General features: G+C 69.6%; 11 protein-coding genes and 3 pseudogenes. 8 read left to right on the top strand and 6 right to left on the bottom strand.

Translation table 11 applies throughout. The annotated features are described in order from the left end of the window. Positions 1 to 9: 9 nt before the first annotated feature. The 5 genes and pseudogenes from ACH4S7_RS20745 to ACH4S7_RS20725 form a co-directional block, all read left to right on the top strand. Positions 10 to 1,575 (top strand): carbamoyltransferase C-terminal domain-containing protein, encoded by a 1,566-nt coding sequence (locus ACH4S7_RS20745; protein ID WP_398522677.1) that lies wholly within the window; start codon positions 10 to 12, stop codon positions 1,573 to 1,575. Between the two features lie 28 nt (positions 1,576 to 1,603). After that, entirely contained in the window at positions 1,604 to 4,396 is a 2,793-nt protein-coding gene (locus tag ACH4S7_RS20740) for an AAA family ATPase (RefSeq protein WP_398522676.1), read from the top strand. A 277-nt stretch (positions 4,397 to 4,673) separates the two neighbouring features. Continuing rightward, positions 4,674 to 7,412, top strand: coding sequence for an AAA family ATPase (locus tag ACH4S7_RS20735; RefSeq protein WP_398522675.1), 2,739 nt, complete (start codon positions 4,674 to 4,676; stop codon positions 7,410 to 7,412). A 182-nt stretch (positions 7,413 to 7,594) separates the two neighbouring features. Continuing rightward, a complete protein-coding gene (locus ACH4S7_RS20730; RefSeq protein ID WP_398522674.1) occupies positions 7,595 to 8,059 on the top strand; it encodes a MarR family winged helix-turn-helix transcriptional regulator in 465 nt (154 codons plus the stop codon). 60 nt (positions 8,060 to 8,119) lie between these two features. Next, positions 8,120 to 8,350 (top strand): annotated as a pseudogene (locus ACH4S7_RS20725) (alpha/beta hydrolase); the annotation flags it as partial. A 70-nt stretch (positions 8,351 to 8,420) separates the two neighbouring features. Here ACH4S7_RS20725 and ACH4S7_RS20720 read toward each other — a convergent pair. Together ACH4S7_RS20720 and ACH4S7_RS20715 are read right to left on the bottom strand one after the other, a co-directional pair. Beyond that, positions 8,421 to 8,969 carry a dinucleotide-binding protein gene (locus ACH4S7_RS20720; RefSeq protein ID WP_398522673.1) on the bottom strand — a complete coding sequence of 183 codons (549 nt, stop codon included), beginning with the start codon at positions 8,967 to 8,969 and terminating at the stop codon, positions 8,421 to 8,423. Between the two features lie 239 nt (positions 8,970 to 9,208). Next, the gene (locus ACH4S7_RS20715) at positions 9,209 to 9,862 is read right to left on the bottom strand and encodes a hydrolase (RefSeq protein WP_398522672.1); all 654 of its coding nucleotides are present in this window, start codon (positions 9,860 to 9,862) and stop codon (positions 9,209 to 9,211) included. Between the two features lie 140 nt (positions 9,863 to 10,002). Between ACH4S7_RS20715 and ACH4S7_RS20710 the strand changes: the two are divergent. Further along, positions 10,003 to 10,201 (top strand): annotated as a pseudogene (locus ACH4S7_RS20710) (oxidoreductase); the annotation flags it as partial. A 273-nt stretch (positions 10,202 to 10,474) separates the two neighbouring features. Here the strand turns inward: ACH4S7_RS20710 and ACH4S7_RS20705 are convergent. Next, positions 10,475 to 11,338 carry an alpha/beta fold hydrolase gene (locus tag ACH4S7_RS20705; protein WP_398522671.1) on the bottom strand — a complete coding sequence of 288 codons (864 nt, stop codon included), beginning with the start codon at positions 11,336 to 11,338 and terminating at the stop codon, positions 10,475 to 10,477. Positions 11,339 to 11,955: 617 nt separating this feature from the next. Between ACH4S7_RS20705 and ACH4S7_RS20700 the strand changes: the two genes are divergently transcribed. Further along, a complete protein-coding gene (locus ACH4S7_RS20700) occupies positions 11,956 to 12,642 on the top strand; it encodes a TetR/AcrR family transcriptional regulator (RefSeq protein ID WP_398522670.1) in 687 nt (228 codons plus the stop codon). Between the two features lie 117 nt (positions 12,643 to 12,759). Here the strand turns inward: ACH4S7_RS20700 and ACH4S7_RS20695 are convergent, their stop codons facing one another. From ACH4S7_RS20695 to ACH4S7_RS20685, 3 genes and pseudogenes are all read right to left on the bottom strand, one after another. Next, positions 12,760 to 13,233, bottom strand: coding sequence for a hypothetical protein (locus tag ACH4S7_RS20695; protein ID WP_398522669.1), 474 nt, complete (start codon positions 13,231 to 13,233; stop codon positions 12,760 to 12,762). Positions 13,234 to 13,397: 164 nt separating this feature from the next. Then, positions 13,398 to 13,523, bottom strand: a pseudogene (locus ACH4S7_RS20690) (DUF2867 domain-containing protein); the annotation flags it as partial. Positions 13,524 to 13,905: 382 nt separating this feature from the next. Beyond that, complete coding sequence (locus ACH4S7_RS20685) at positions 13,906 to 14,520, bottom strand: YdeI family protein (RefSeq protein WP_398522668.1); 615 nt, start codon at positions 14,518 to 14,520, stop codon at positions 13,906 to 13,908. 491 nt (positions 14,521 to 15,011) lie between these two features. Here ACH4S7_RS20685 and ACH4S7_RS20680 point away from each other — a divergent pair, with 491 nt between their 5' ends. Beyond that, positions 15,012 to 15,362 (top strand): hypothetical protein, encoded by a 351-nt coding sequence (locus ACH4S7_RS20680; RefSeq protein ID WP_398522667.1) that lies wholly within the window; start codon positions 15,012 to 15,014, stop codon positions 15,360 to 15,362. Positions 15,363 to 15,619: the final 257 nt, after the last annotated feature.

The following is a 15,619-nucleotide window of genomic DNA, read 5'->3' as shown; positions in this document are numbered from 1 at the left end:
CGGACCATCATGCTGATTCTCTCCCTCAAGGAAGGCCATGACGGGGCGATGGCAGCCGTCGAGGACGGCAGGCTGCTCTTCTCCCTGGAGGCGGAGAAGGACTCGTTCATCCGCTACGGCGGTCTGACTGCTGAGGTGTTCGCCATCGCGGCGGACCGGCTGGACAAGCAGCCGGACGTCGTCGCCATGAGCGGCTGGATCAAGGGGACCCAGGCCACCGACCAACCCTCGCGTGCCGGGTACTTCGGGGTCGGCGATTCCGCGATGACGGACGACGCCGGCCGCTTCTTCGGGAAGAACGTACGCGTCTTCTCCTCCACGCACGAGCGCTCCCACATCATGACGTCCTATGGAATGTCGGCGTTCCGTCGGGACCAGCCCTTCTACAGCCTGGTGTGGGAAGGGAACATCGGCTCGTTCTACCGCATCGACGAGCACGGGAAGGTGACCCATCTCAAAGAGGTGCTCAACCACCCGGGCAACAAGTACTCCTACGGCTTTGCGCTCGCGGACCCCCAATTCAGTGCGCACGAGGAATTTGTCCGATTGCAGGACGCTGGCAAACAGATGGCCCTGGCCGGTTTTGCCGAGAATCGCTCGGCGACCCAGGCAGAACAGGAGGTCATCGACTTCGTACTCGGCCAGAAGAAGGTCATCACCGGCAGTCTCAAAGACCGGATGGTCGACTCACCCTTCTATAACATCGGCGTGGAATCGAACGCGTACAAAAGCCTCGCCGCCCGCCTGTCGGATGCCATCTTCGACCGCTTCCACACCTACGCCCGGGAGCATCTGACGGAGGGTTTCCCGCTGCTCATCTCCGGGGGCTGCGGACTCAATTGCGAGTGGAATCGCCGCTGGCGCGAGTGCGGACTCTTCCCCGCGGTCTTCGTCCCACCATGCCCCAACGACAGCGGCTCCGCGATCGGGACCGCCATCGACGCCCAGCACTTCTACACCGGGTCGGCCGACCTGGACTGGGACGTCTACGCGGGTGGCGAATTCGTCGAGGACATGGAATTCGACCCGCGACGCTACGAATCCCGCCCGGTGCGCTACGACGAGGTCGCCCGCTACCTCCGCGACGGGAACATCATCGGCTGGGCGCAGGGCCGCTGGGAAATCGGACCCCGCGCGCTCGGAAACCGATCGATCCTGGCCGCTCCCTTCACCGAGAAGACGACCGTCAGGCTCAACAAGATCAAGCAGCGCGAAAGCTACCGCCCCATCGCCCCGATCTGCCTGGAACAGGACGCGGGCCGCTGGTTCGGCGGCGGGGTGCCCGATCCCTACATGCTGTACTTCAGCCAGGTCGAGTCCAACGACCTGCGGGCGGTGACCCACGTCGACGGCACGGCTCGCACCCAGACCGTCGACCCGACGGCGAACCCAGAAATGGCCGAGCTGCTCACCTCCTTCGGTGAATTGACCGGATTCAGCGTCCTCTGCAACACCTCGCTCAACTATTCAGGGCGCGGGTTCATCAACCGCACCAGCGATCTGAGGGCATACGGCGAGCTGCACGGACTGGATGGATATGTGGTGAACGGCGCCTTCATCACCCCGCGACAGTGATCCGGCCGACGCCCCGCAGAATGGAGGGGTGTCCCCACCTCACTCCCGTCCGCAGCGCCCCCGTCTCACGGGGCGGGCGCGCGAGTGCGCGACCCTTGATCGCCTCATCGACGAGCTGACCGCCGGGCACGGTGGCTGCGTGGTGATCAGTGGCGGGGCCGGGACCGGCAAGTCCGCCCTGCTGGGATACGCGCGGTCCGTACCGGGGGTGCGCATACTGCGGGCTGAATGCGCCGAGTTCGAGATGGGCCTCGCCTTCGCCGCGCTGCACCAGCTGTGCGGCCCGCTCCTCGCCGGAATCGCCGCGTCGCCGTCTTCTTGGCGTGCGGAGATGGGGGCAGCCTTCGGGCTGCGGGACGGTGCCACTCCGGACGGCCTCCGCGTGGGCCGTGCCTTCCTCGATCTGTTGAGGAACACCGCGGACGGTACTCCGCTGCTCTGCGCCGTCGACGACGCCCAGTGGATGGACCCGGCATCGGCGCAGGCGCTCGCCTTCGCCGCGCGCCGGGTGGGGGACGAGCCGATCGCGCTGGTCCTCGCCGCCCGCGACCCCGCCGGCCACCCCGAGTTACGGGGCCTGCCGCGGCTGCCGCTGGCCGGGCCGGCCGAAGCCGACGCCCGGAGCCTGCTCATGGGCCGAAGCCGGGTACCCCTCGACCCGCTGGTTCGGGAGCGCGTCCTCGACGAGGCCCGTGGCAACCCGCTCGTTCCGCTGGAACCGCCCGGCGCGGGCGAACCGGCCGGAGGGTTCACCCGTCCCGACGCGTCCGCCGCTCCGGCGGTGATCGAGTCGCGCGTACGGGCCGGGCTGGCCGGCCTTCCGGACCGTACGCGGCTCCTCCTGCTGGTGGCAGCCGCGGAGCCCACCGGCGATCTCCCGCTGCTCTTACGGGCCGCGGCGGAACTGGGCGTCGGGACCGGCGCGGCCCGGCCCGCGGAGGAGGCCGGACTCGTTGCCTTGGGGAACCGGGTACGGTTCCACCACCCCCTCGTACGCTCCACGATCTATCGCTCGGCGCCGCCGGACCAGCGGCGTGCGGTACACCGAGCGCTGGCCCGTGCGCTGGACCGCGAGAGCGACGGTGACCGCAGGGCATGGCATCTGGCCCGGTCCGCGATCGGGCCCGACGAAGCCACCGCCGACGCGATGCACCGGTCGGCCGGCCGCGCCCGGGCGCGAGGAGGAGCCGCCGCCGCGGCGGTGTTCCTCGCCGAGGCGGCCCGGCTCACCCCGCAGCCGGGGCTCCGCGCCGAGCGGGCGCTGTCCGCCGCGGCGGCCAAACACGAGGCCGGGGCCATCGATGAGGCACTTGAGCTGCTGTCGGTGTCGCGGACCGGCCCGCTCGGACCGCGTGAGCTGGCGCAGACCCGGATTCTCCACGCCAGGATCGCCTTCGACCGGAGCCGGGACGACGCGGCCGTCGACCGACTCCTCGACGCTGCGGGCGCCATGGTCGCCGTCGACCTTCAGGTGGCTCGGGACTCGCTGCTCGACGCCCTCGCCGCCGTTGTCCTCGTCGGTCGGTTCGCCCGCTCGGCGCGGCTGTCCGATGTGGCCGAAGCCGCCCGGGTCATGCTCGGTGACGACACTCCCGCGCGGCCACGGGACCTTCTCCTCGACGCGCTGACCACCCGGACGACCAAGGACTTCGCGGCGGCGGTCCCGTTGCTGCGCCGCGCGGTGGACGCTGACCGGGCACCGGGCGACGGCGCCCACCTCTCGACGGGCGAGCTGTGGCTCGCCTACTGCGCCGCAACGGATCTATGGGAGGAAGGCCCGTGGTTCGCCCTGACGGAGCGTCAGTTGACGAACTGCCGGGCGGCGGGCGCCCTGACACTGCTGCCGGTGGCGCTCGGCCACCGCGCGCTCGCGCACGTACACGCCGGGCAGTTCGACGACGCCTCCGCCCTCGTCGCGGAAGCCCATGCGGTCGCCGAGGGGATCGGCGTCCCGGGCCCGGATCACATCGAGGTGACCGTGGCCGCGTGGCGCGGGGAGGAGGCCCGGACCCTGGAACTGGCGGAACTCGCACGGATAGGCGCACGGGACCGGGGCGAAGGCAGGTTCGTCACGGCGGTCGAGTACGCCCAAGCCGTGCTGTTCAACGGTCTCGGCCGCTACGACGCCGCCCTGGAAGCCCTCCATCTCGCCTGTCGGCTCGACGAGATGGGATTCCACGCGTGGATTCTCACCGAGTTCGTGGAGGCGGCGGCCCGCAGTGGCGACCGGGAGATCGCCGCCGAGGCGCTCCGGCGCCTGGTTGAGCGCGCGGAGAGGGCCGGAACGGACTGGGCATCAGGAGCGGCCCTGCGCAGCCGGGCCCTGCTGGCGGAAGGCCCCCTGGCCGAGGAGTGCTACCGGGAGGCGATCGCACGGCTGGACCGCACCCGGGGCGTCGTGCACGCGGCCCGCGCCCGCCTGGTCTACGGCGAATGGCTGCGGCGCGAAGGGCGCAGGCGCGAAGCGCGGACCGTGCTGCGCGACGCGCACACGAGGCTCTCCGTGCTGGGTGCCGGGGCCTTTGCGGCCCGCGCGGCCCGCGAGCTCGACAGCACGGGGGAGCGCCCCCGGGGCCGCAAGGGCCCGCTGCCGGTCGGGCTGACGGCCCAGGAATGCCGGATCGCCCGTCTGGTCGCCGCCGGAGCGACCTCGAAAGAGGTCGGGACGCGGCTCTTCCTCAGCCCCAGGACCATCGACGCCCATCTGCGGAACATCTTCAGGAAGCTCGGCGTCACCTCACGCAGGCAACTCCGGGATGTTCCGTTGTGTCGTGATGAATCCCATGGAGGGGAACACGGTCGCGTCCCCCGGAACGGCTGAGTCGGGTACGAGCGCCGGGGGCGTCCGGCCCGCCCGATGGCCACGTCCCGCCCGCCGTCGGCCTGCCCAAGAGCGCGGCGACGGCATATTGTTGACGTGTCCTCAAATATGGGACGGTGGGGCGCACCCGCTTCGCGTGGGCGGGTGACGGTTCGATCGGTTCACGGTCCGGTTGCCTCCGGCGTGTGCCGCTGAGTGGTCGGTCCGGAGCCGCGCGCACCACCCCCAGGCGATCCGGCGTACGGCAGTCGCAGCTGTGGAACGGGAGACGCTAACGGTGCCCATAGGACGAGTGTGGTGCGAGAGCCCGGCGCTCATCGGTCGGCCCCATGAGACCCAACGGCTTCACCGGCTCATCGAGGGCCTCGGTGCCGGGCGCGGAGGAGCGTTGCTGATCCTCGGCGAGGCCGGCATGGGGAAGACAGCCCTCCTCGAATCGGTGCGCGTCCCGCCACGGACGGCTGTCCTGCGTACCTGCGGCAGGGAGATCGACAGGCCGCGGGACCACGACGGGCTGTACGAGCTGTGCGCGCCCCTGCTGGCCACGGTCACCAAGCTTTCGAGTCCCCAACGCAAGGCCCTGGAGGCCGCGTTCGACCCAGCGACGGGCCGCGATCCGGACCCCTTCCTCGTGGGCGCGGCCACCGTGGGTCTCCTGGCCGAAGCCTCGGCCGAACTCCCCGTGCTGTGTGTCGTCGACGACGCCCACTGGCTGGACGGGGCCTCCGTCCGCGCACTGGCCTTCGCTGCCCGAAGGGCCCCTGACGCCCGGGTCGCCTTCCTCATCGCCACCCGGCAGCCCAACGACCGGGCCGAATGGGCGAGCCTCCCCTCACTGCTCCTCACCGGACTTCCGGAGGACGACACTCGCGGAGTTCCGTCGAAACGGGTCGGTGCCCCTCTCGACCGCGGCGTGAGAGAGCGCGTCATCGCCGAGGGCTGGGGCAACCCGCTGGCCCTCCGTGAACTCGTCTGCACAGCAGGGCTCCCCGATCCTGAGACCCGAAGCGGCGCCGCCTCACCCGGAACGCCCATGGAGGACGGCTTCCGCAGACGCATCGACGCACTCCCCGCGGACACCCGGCAGCTCCTTCTGGTGGCCGCCGCTGAGCCGGCCGGGCACCCGCTGTGCCTATGGCGAGCCCTGCGCCACTTAGACATCGATGTCGAGGCGGCGGTCCCCGCCGAAGAGGCAGGACTCCTCTCCGTCGACCTGTGGATACGGTTCAGCCACCCTCTCGTACGGTCCATCGTCTGGTTCGACGCGACACCGGCCGACCGGCGGACCGTCCACCGCGCTCTCGCGGTGGTCGCCATGGCGCATGAGCCGGACCGCTGGATCTGGCATCACTCGCAGTCCCTCGCAGGCCCAGACGAAGCCGCCGCGAAGGCCCTGGAGCGATCCGCGGCACGGGAGCACTTGCCCGGCCGGGCGGCCGCGTTCCTCGAAGCGGCGGCCCGGCTCACCCCCGACGTCCGGGATCGCGCCGCGCGGACCCTGAGAGCGGCGGGGACACAACGCGACGCCGGAGCGCACGACGCGGCCGAACGACTCCTGACCCTCCTGCGCTCCGGGCCGCTCGACGAACGCCTGACCGCGGGTGTCGAGACCCTGCGCGCCCGCATGGCCCTCGATCGCGGACGGTGCGGGGTGGCGGCCGGGCTTCTCGGGCGGGCCGCCGCTCTTATGGCGTCCGTGGACGGCGACCTGGCCCGAGAGGTCCGTGTGGACGAGCTGGCCGCCGCTGCTTGCGCCGGCCGCTTCGCCACCGGGTCGCGTCCCCCGGCACCGCCCGAGGCCACCGGCCGAACCCCGCTGCCCGACTTCGTGCGCCCGCTCGACCTGCTCCTCGACGGCCTCGTCGAACGGGTGCGCGGGGGTGTCACCGCCGCCGCCCCCGCGCTTGGACGCGCACTCCGTGCGTATCTCGACGGCCGGGACGCCCATCCGTACGGACCGGGTGAAGCATGGGCCGTGTGCAGTGCGGCGATCGACCTGTGGGACGACTCGGCATGGCGGCGGCTGGCCGACCGCCAGGTGCGCGACGTCCGGCGCGCGGGGGCCCTGACCGGGCTACCCGCGGCCCTGGGTCGACGGGCACTGGTCCATGTGCACGCCGGTGAACTGGAGGCGGCGGCCGCGCTCGTCCGGGAGATCGACTCACTGCCGGGCGACACCGGCCGCTGGGGCGTGCCCTGTGTACGAACGGTACTCGCGGCCTGGCGAGGAGAGCGGGCCCAGGTGGTGGGACCGGCCTCCCGGGCCCGGCGCGACGCGGTCTCCCGTGGGGAGGGTCACCTGCTCACGGCCGTCGAGTACGCCGGAGCCGTCCTGTTCAACGGGCTCGGCCGCCCCGCCGACACCGTGCGGATGTGGCGGTCCGTCCACCAACTGGAGGAGACCGGCCTGCACACCTGGGGCCTGGTCGAACTCGTTGAGGCGGCCGTGAAGTCGGGTACTCCCGACCTGGCCGAAGTCGCGCTGGACGAAGTGCTGCGGCGCACTGAGACCAGTTCGACGAACTGGGCGCTCGGTGTGCGACTGTGCTCCCGAGCGCTCCTCAGCTGCGGCTCGGACGCCGGCGATCTGTACCAGGAGGCCATTCGACGGCTCGACCTGAGCGATGCGATCCTCCACGCGGCCCGCGCCCGGCTTCTCCACGGCGAGTGGCTGCGGGCCGGCGGACACCGAATGGCGGCGAGGAGGCAGCTACGACAGGCGAACTCCATTTTCTCCGCCTGCGGTGCCACAGCTTTCGCCGCCCGCGCCGCCCGGGAACTGCACGGGGCGGGGGAGCACGTCAACACCCCGCGGAGCGGACCGGTCGATGCCTCCTGTCTGACCACGCAGGAGCTGAGAATCGCGCGCCTCGTGGCGACAGGAGCCACTTCGAGGGAAGTCGGAGACGAGCTGTACTTGAGCAACAGGACGGTCGAAGCCCATCTGAGGAGCATCTTCAAGAAGATGGGCATCTCGTCCCGCAGACAACTGCACGGAATGCTTCCCCTCCGCTGATCGCGCGAACGGCCCGGGCGGGAAGAACGCCGGTCAACTCAGCGAGATGACGGGGGATCCATGGTCCAGCCAACCTCATCCCGTGCTGTCCGGACCTTCCCCGCAGGGGCCGGTGGACTCCGGAAGGCGATGGGAGAAATGCCGCTTCGGTGATATATCAACCCTCTGCTACCTTCCACCCCATGGGAGAACCTCGATGGCTCAATGAGCGGGAGGCGCAGGTCTGGAAGAAGTACCGGGACCTCCGCCGGGATCTGCAGAGTGCGCAGGATCGCCAGCTCCTGCGCGACTCCGGGCTGTCGGGTGCCGATTACGCGCTGCTCGTCCCCCTGTCCGAGGCGCCCGACGGCCTGATGAGGTCACGGGACCTCGGGCTGGAGGTCGGGTGGGAACGCAGTCGGCTGTCCCATCAGATCATCCGCATGGAGAAGCGGGGACTTGTCACCCGAGAGGTCTGCGTCGATGACGCCCGGGGAGCGATGGTGCGGCTGACCGCCCCTGGGCGGGCCGCGATAGAAGGAGCGGCCCCGGCGCATGTGGAGACGGTTCGTCGGTGCTTCTTCGATCCCTTGACTTCGGCGGAGGTCGAGACCATGGGCATCCTGATGGATAAAATGCTGGACGCGCTCAGCCAGGAGAACCAGTGAGGAATCCGCTCAGAACCGGATTTCGCCTCTCTTCGAAGACCCGCTCCTCAGACCTGCATTGAAGACCCGCCTCTGTTGCCTCCCACCTTCCTCGACATCGGCTCTGCCGAGACACTGCGCGATGAGGTCATCGCCTTCGCCGGTCGTCTGTGGCAGGCCGGGGGAGTGGCCGAGCTCCATGTGTGGCCCGGAGGATTCCACGGCTTCGACGCCCTCGTACCGGAGGCGGCCCTTGCGAAGGCTGCCCGCGCCGCCCGGACGCGCTGGCTACGGCGACTGCTGAACGGTTGATCCCGACCAGCCCGTACCGTGGCGGGGATGGTCATCTGCGGCTCCCCGACGCCGGCGGGGGGACCGCGGATCAGAGTTCGCCGGGTCGGCCGTACCAGGAGAAGAAGGGGCCCAACTGTCCGGCGAGTGCCCGGGTGAGGCCGGAGCTGTCTTCGAGCAGCCGCGCCCCGGGGTGGAGATCGCCGACGAAGACAGGGTCGAAACCGGCGTCCCTGATGAGCTGTTCGGCGATGCTCCGGGCCGCCGGGTCACTCGCGAAGAGGCCACTCGGCCTGATCCGCTCCGTCGCGACCCGCGCATAGGTGTCGGCGAAGACCGTGGAGAAGGATTTGGCGGTCGGGCCGCCGACGATCGACTTGACCTGGTGGGCGAGCGAGGGGAACGAACCATCGCGCTCCCGGTAGACATTGGTGGCGTCGATGGTCGTCTTCCGGGCGAGACCGGACACCCTGCCGAGCGCGTCGGCGATCACATGTCCTGGCACGGCCACCACGACGACGTCGGCGCCGGCGGCATCCCCGCCGTCCTGCCCGAGCCCGGTTACCGTATGACCCGCTCGGGTCCACAGACGGGCGAGCCCGCCGCCGACCCGACCCCGGCCGACAACAGTGATGTTCATCGTGAGACTCCTTAGGAGGTCGCCCTGGCCGACGGCTTCGGGACCTGCTGGTCACCTGCCCCTGCGGGCGAGCCACCGGTATGAGCAGGGGTATCGGGTGGAGGGCCGAACGGCTGCCCTGCGCATGGTCCGACAGGGCGCCGCGGGGCCGCAGGGCCGCATGAGCCTCCGTCAGGGAGGAACGGTGGGCGCGGAACCGGACGGCCCGGCCCGGGTGCACGGCCGGGCCGCTGGCCGGGTCAGCTCTTGTCGAGGCCGAGTAGTTGGAGTTCCCAGGCCAGGCTGGTCCCGAAGACGCCACCGTGCTCAAGGAGGATCTCGGTCATGCCCGGTACGGTCTCCTCACGGGCCCAGTCGCGCTGCCACTCGGCGATGACGGTACCGGCGCAGGTCGGGATCACACCGGCCTGGATCATGCGCTGGATGCCGCGCTCATGGGCCTCGACGCTGGTGGCACCGGAGGCATCCGTCACCGCGAACACCCGGTAGCCGTCGGCTATGGCGTGGATCGCGGGCCAGGCGAGGCATATGTCCGTCCAGAGTCCCGCCATGACGATGTCCTTGCGGCCCGTGGCGGCCACCGCGTCCACCACCCGCTGGTCCTCCCAGGTGTTGATCGTCGTACGGTCGATCGGAGCCTGCTCGGGGAAGACGTCCTGGACCTGACGGATGAGCCGGCCACCGCGCTCTTCCACGACAGTGGTCAGGATCGCCGGAACACCGAATACCTTCGCGCCCTTGGCCAGCGCCGTCACATGGTTGACCACCACACCGGCGTCCATGCTGCGCATGCCCGCGAACTGGGCACCCTGATGGTCGATCAACAGGAGAACGGAGTTCTCCGGGGTGAGAAGAGCGTCGAGACCGGTATACGTGATGCCCTGGGGTATCATGAATTCTCCCGGTGGTCGTGTCGGTCCGCGGCCCGTTCTGTCGCCGCCCTGCCGACCCTTCCAGTACGCGGCACCCGTTCGCGTCGGTGACAATCACCTATGCCCCTGGGGCGGCGCCTGGCGGACGCGCGCAAGGTGCGATCGCCCACTTCGCCCTGACCAAGCTCCTGGTGCCGCACATCACCGATCGTGTGGTGACCGTGTCGTCCGAGGCGCACAAGAAGCCCGGCGTCCCTCACATCCACTTCGACAACCTCAACCTCAGCGGCGTGTACGAGCCACGGAAGACGTACAGCCAATCCAAGCTGGCCAACCCTGCTGTTCACACGGGAACTCCAGTTGGCCTGCGACTTCAACGACTTCACCCGCTACGAGGGCAGCTCCGTGCGCGAGCACCGGCGCGGCATCGACCTGCTCCGCTACCCCTTCGACGGCTCCGGCCGCGAGCGCCCGTGGTCCGGGCACGGGCGGATGCGGTCAGCGCGACGGCCGTGGGCTCACCAGGAGCGGTGCTGTCGGTGCCGCCGAAGGCGGGACACGAGCCGGGGGACCGGCTGACCCGGGCCCGTCGACAGGGGCACGACACGCCGAGCCGCCGCGCGGCCCCTGGCCTCAGCTCCGGAGTTCTCTGTCCAGGAATCGGGTGATCGTGCCCATCACCTTCTGAGTGGTCCATTTCCGGCCGGCCTCGGGGTCAGGGAGGAAGGGAAGGTCCCCGTGGTCGGCTCCTTTGACGACGTATCGGGTGCCCTCCACCCGCTTCCTTGTGAGGGCGTCGAGCAGGATCAGTGACTGGCTGGGTGAAATGATGTGGTCGTTGTCGCCGTGGAGCAGGGCGACGGGTGCCGATGATCGGTTGAGGTAGGTGGCGGGGTTGGCCGCCCTGTTCGCCGCGTGGTCCGTCACGACTGTTCGGGCTGAGTTCGGGCCGAAGACATATGCGTTGATGAAGCTGCCGGGCGCCATGTAGGTGGCCTTGGTCTCCGGGTCGAAGTCATCGGCGACCTTGGCGAGGTCATGAACGCCGAACTGGTCGACGACGGCCTGGACGTCGCTGCTCTGGTCCAGATTGTCACCCTGCTCGAACCGGTCCGTGCCGCTGGTCGCGCCGGCCATGGCCGCCAGATAGCCGCCGGCCGATTGACCCCAGACAGCCACCTTGGCGGTGTCGATGCCCAGCTCGGCCGAGTGGGCACGGAGATAGCGGATGGCCGACTTCACATCCGCGACGCCATCCTTGTATGTGGAGCCGGTGGTTGTGGTGCGGTACTCGATGCTCGCCACGGCGTATCCCTGCTCCGCCACGTAGGTGCGCTCGTCGAGGTTGCCCGCCTTGTTCGCCGTCATGAACCCGCCGCCGGTGATGTAGACCACCAGTGGCTTCGGGCCCTTCGTCCGCGGTATCTGTAGATCCAGCCTCAGGTCACGCTGCTCTCCGCCTGCCGTGGGTGATGCGTACACGATGTCCCGATGCATGGTCACATGGGTACGTCCGCACTGGATTTGCGGACCGTCCGGAATGATGACCCTGCTGGATCTCGTACTGGTGGGCTTGATCGTCTTCGCGATCGGGACGGACCCGCCGGGCGGTCCGCCGGGGGCGGGGGACTGTGGGCAGTCGACCAGCTTCGCCGACGCCGCAAATGCCACCGTTTCCAGGGGTGTTACGGGTGCCACGGACGGGTGTGCCGTCGCACCCAGGCCGAGAAGTGCGATCCCCGTGATCGCGCCTAACCTACCGCGTGCAGTCATGTGAGCCCTCCAGTAAGTGGAGAAGGTATCTCCAGTTTGGACGGTAGCACCGCCGTGGCTTGAGTGCCAGGCTCCGGCGCCCGTTCAGGGGGCTCCCTTCGCTCGCCGTGGGTCAGGTGCCCCATCGTTCCGTCGGTGACTGGGGGATTGCCCGACGGCTCGAAACGTTGCATCACCACGCCCTGAGGTTCCTCCCCCTAGGGAAACCGGACCTCCACGCCACGCCCCCGTCACCCTGTGTCTGACCGGAGTCACGCTGCTCGGTTTCGGCGACGTATGGCTGATCGCGCGCAGGCCGGGGCAGCGGAAGCTGCCCGATCAACAGGACTACCCTGTGCTGTATGACGGAGAGTTCTCGGCGGATCGATCCGGTTGAGGGCGGTCGCCCGCTACGGCGCGACGCCGCCCTCAACCGCGAACGCATTCTCCACGCGGCGCGTGAGGTCTTCGGGCAACAGGGATTGGGGGTCACACTCGACGGCGTGGCCCGCCACGCCGGCGTCGGCGTCGGGACCGTCTATCGCCGCTTCCCCACCAAGGAAGTCCTTATCCGGGCCCTATTCGAACAGGACCTCCAGATGCGCCAGGAGGCGGCCGAGAGCGCCCTCGCCCACCCCGACCCCTGGCAGGGTCTGGTCGACTTCCTGGTGGAGATGTCCGCCGACCTCGCCGAGAACCGTGGCCTGCACGACGTGCTCATGCTGGGCGCGCACACGTCCGGGCCGATTGAGGCGGCACGCGGGGGCATGCTGCCCTTCCTGGAGGCCCTGATCCGCAGGGCCCAGGAAAGCGGGGATCTCCGTCCGGAGGTGACTCCTTCCGATATTCCGGTCATCCAGCACATGCTGTACGCCGCTGCCCAGTTCACCCGGGGCCAGCAGCCGGACATCTGGCGCCGCTACCTCGAAATTCTCCTCAACGGTCTTCGCGCCCGTCCCGACAACCCCGCACTGGCGACCCCGAGTCTGAGCAACGAGACGGTGGAACAAGCGATGGGCATCGTCAGACCTGACGAGGCGTCACCGTAGACGACAGCTGCCTCACCGCATACCTGTTCGTCACTCATGGGTGCGTCCACGAGTGGCTTGGCCGAATCAGGCAGCCTGGGTCGTCCGTGCAATCTCGCCGTACTTCGCGGACGGGATTCATTGGCGCGGTCTCGGCTGCTGAACCTTGTGCGCGTCGCGCAGCAGCCCGGGCGCCAAGCGGCGGTGTACCGAGGACAGCGGCGACCAGATGCGTGCCGCTATCGGCCGGTCGTAGCGGACGATCGTGGCCAATGACACCTGCTCGTCATCGACCTGGATGACGAGGTGGCCGGTCAGCATCCAGGAGTGGGCTTCGAGCCTGATCCCCCTGTCGCTGCGGTCAGCGATCCGCCATCCGGCCACGTGGTCCGGTGATGCGCGCCGCTGTAGACGCAGGCCAAGGAGTACCCGCCAGATGAATTGGCCTTGGAGGCCCGCGACGTCTTCGAACGCCGCGCGGGCCCACTGCTCCGGTGACCTGTGTGAGGCGTCATGCGTGATGAGCGTGAAGACGTCGATGTAGTCGGGGTCGGTCGGACTGAGAGCGCGGACCGCCTGCGGAATGTCGTGCTGTTGACGGACGGTCAGCACGTGATCATCCCTGTTCGTCCCGTCTCGGCGGACGGGACGGTCGCCTTCTGGTTCCACCTTCATCTCCTTGACTTCCCTCGGAAACCTGCTTCGGGCGAGTCCGAGTAGTGGCGTCTTCATCTGCTGGCAGGGGACGGTCTTGGTCTTGCCGAGGTGCGCGCACGTCAGGTCGGCGTGCCGACCCGCCACCCCAGTCCGATCATGCGCATCAGCGCTGGGTACACGATCAGGTACCGGAACGGAACGATCGCGGCCAGGTAGATCCTGCCGAGCAGGCCGTTCGGTTTCAAGCTCGTCGTAGCTCCGCTCCACCTCGTGCCCGACGGGATGGTCCTGGCCGGTGAACTCCAGCCGCAGCACGATCGCCATGCGGGCGAAGTCGCGTCGGCAGAAGACGGCGTGTCCGCGTGCCATGGCCAGCAGCGCCGCGACGGGCTCCGACTCCTGACAGCCAGCAGGTGAGCCGCCAGTCTGCCCTCCAGTAGTTCGGTGGCCTCGATTCCGAACACGACGCCCCCGGCAGAGGCGGGGTTCCCGCCGCAGCGGGTCACCGATGACATCACGACGCAGTACCTTCGGCGGGGAGCAGGCGGTGCCCGCATCGCGTACCGGGCAGCAGGCCGGCCCTGGGTAATCGTTCCGGCCCCGGTGTATGGCGCGGTGGTCGGGCGGTCACGACGTTGGCGGGTCCGCCGGCTTGGCTCGCTGCGGGTGGATCGTCTCGTGCCGGGCCAGCATCGCCACGTACTGAGCGATCTTCCGGGTGCGTGTCTCGGCTCGCTTGACGGCATTGACCCGGTTGATGAGGGCGAAGCGATTGGTCTTGGTGAGCACCTCGAACATCGCCTGCGCCGCTGGGTCGGCGGCGATCGCGGCTCGCAGGTCGGCCGGCACCTCCGCTTCCGATGATGGCGCATAGGCGGCCGCCCACCGCCCGTCGGCCTTCGCGGCGTCCACCGCGGCGCGGCCGGCGGGCAGCATCAGGCCGGCCGCCTCCAGTCGGGCCACGTTGGCGACGTTGCGCCGGGACCAGACGCTGCGGGGCCGGCGCGGGGTGAACCGCCTCCAGGAACTCCCCTCGTCGCGCTTGCGGGCCTGGCCGTCGATCCAGCCGAAGCACAGGGCCTCGTCGACCGCCTGCTGCCAGGTCAGCGTGGTAACGGAGCCGCCCTTCCTGGTCAGGGCGAGCCACACGCCAGGAGAAGCGGTGTGGTTGTCCAGCAGCCACGCGCGCAGCGCCGCGCTGTCAGCAACGATCAACTTATCGAGCTCGGTTCCGGTCACCACGGCAGGTTAGTGCCGCAACCCGGTGTGGCGACCTGTCGGGGGTGATTCGTTGAGCCCCGGCGTCGGCGTCGGCCTGGCTCGCCGTCGGTGTGCCCTCCGGGCGCGGTGGGGCGATCGGCGGCGGTGGTGTCGGTCACGGATATTCCGGGTGGTTAAGGGGTGGTTAAGGGGTGAAACGGGCGCTGGTCGGTGGTGGGTGTCAGCCCGCGGTCATGGGGTGCCTCTCGACGCCGGGTCCGGCCCGTACGCCTTGGCGTGTGCGGGTGGGACCTGTCTCCGATCCGGCGCCGATGGCCGGAGGATGGCGAGAACACGATGACCACGACTCCCTCTCCGCACACCCAGCGCGCCCTGGCTGAGGCCGCCGCGACGGTGAGCCCCGCGGTGAGCCCCGCGCCCAGCCCGCAGCCCCGGGCCGCCATCTCACCGTTGACGCTGGTCAGCCCACGTACTTACCCTCCCCGGCTGATTGCAACTCTTCTACTCCCAGCATGAATGTGCCTGGAGAAGCGTTCCGGCGCCGGAAGAAGACCGTGGCGAAGGCCGGAGCGGACATCCGCGGCGAAGCCCTCCGCACTCTCGCCCGGCTGCGCCTGGCGCCCCCTCTCCATCTGAAGACGCTGCTCCTGCCGCAGCAGCAGGGCACTGACCACGTCCGCCGGGTGCTGCGGAACCTGCTCGCCGAGTCCCCGCCTCTGGTCGGCCGGACGTATCGCGCGCAGCAGAGCTACTGGTTCTGCACCCCGGCCGGGCTTGCGGAAGCCGCCGCCTCCGGCGAGCTCGCACCGAGGGACGGCCGGGCGACTGGGAAGCGTGTCGCGGCGAGGAGGGGGCTGCGGTAGCACGGCCTCGCCCTGGCGGACACCGTCATCGCCTTCCACCAAGCGCAGGCGGCCGACCAAGCCGCCTGGCAGCTGGAGGTCACCCAACCCGACCCCCGGCCTGCTCCCCAACGGCGTCGTGCTCCTGAACAATGGCTCCCAGGCGTTCGTGGAGATCGACCGCACGATGTCCTACCCGCTCCTGATCGCCAAGCTGGAACGCTACGACGCCTACCGCACCGCACCCGCTGCCGGACGCGGCAACGCCGCCCGTCCAC

The sequence above is a fragment of the Streptomyces sp. NPDC020965 genome (assembly GCF_044333555.1).
In the GTDB taxonomy this organism is placed as follows: domain Bacteria; phylum Actinomycetota; class Actinomycetes; order Streptomycetales; family Streptomycetaceae; genus Streptomyces.
Note: the sequence above shows the minus strand (reverse complement) of the source record. Positions and strands in the feature narration are given on the sequence as shown.

Bases quoted from the DNA above. Each gene is read 5' to 3' on its own strand.
- ACH4S7_RS20700 (WP_398522670.1), top strand. From the start codon at position 11,956: ATGACGGAGAGTTCTCGGCGGATCGATCCGGTTGAGGGCGGTCGCCCG.
- ACH4S7_RS20720 (WP_398522673.1), bottom strand. From the start codon at position 8,969: ATGAACATCACTGTTGTCGGCCGGGGTCGGGTCGGCGGCGGGCTCGCC.
- ACH4S7_RS20730 (WP_398522674.1), top strand. From the start codon at position 7,595: ATGGGAGAACCTCGATGGCTCAATGAGCGGGAGGCGCAGGTCTGGAAG.
- ACH4S7_RS20705 (WP_398522671.1), bottom strand. From the start codon at position 11,338: ATGCATCGGGACATCGTGTACGCATCACCCACGGCAGGCGGAGAGCAG.
- ACH4S7_RS20715 (WP_398522672.1), bottom strand. From the start codon at position 9,862: ATGATACCCCAGGGCATCACGTATACCGGTCTCGACGCTCTTCTCACC.
- ACH4S7_RS20745 (WP_398522677.1), top strand. From the start codon at position 10: ATGCTGATTCTCTCCCTCAAGGAAGGCCATGACGGGGCGATGGCAGCC.
- ACH4S7_RS20680 (WP_398522667.1), top strand. From the start codon at position 15,012: ATGAATGTGCCTGGAGAAGCGTTCCGGCGCCGGAAGAAGACCGTGGCG.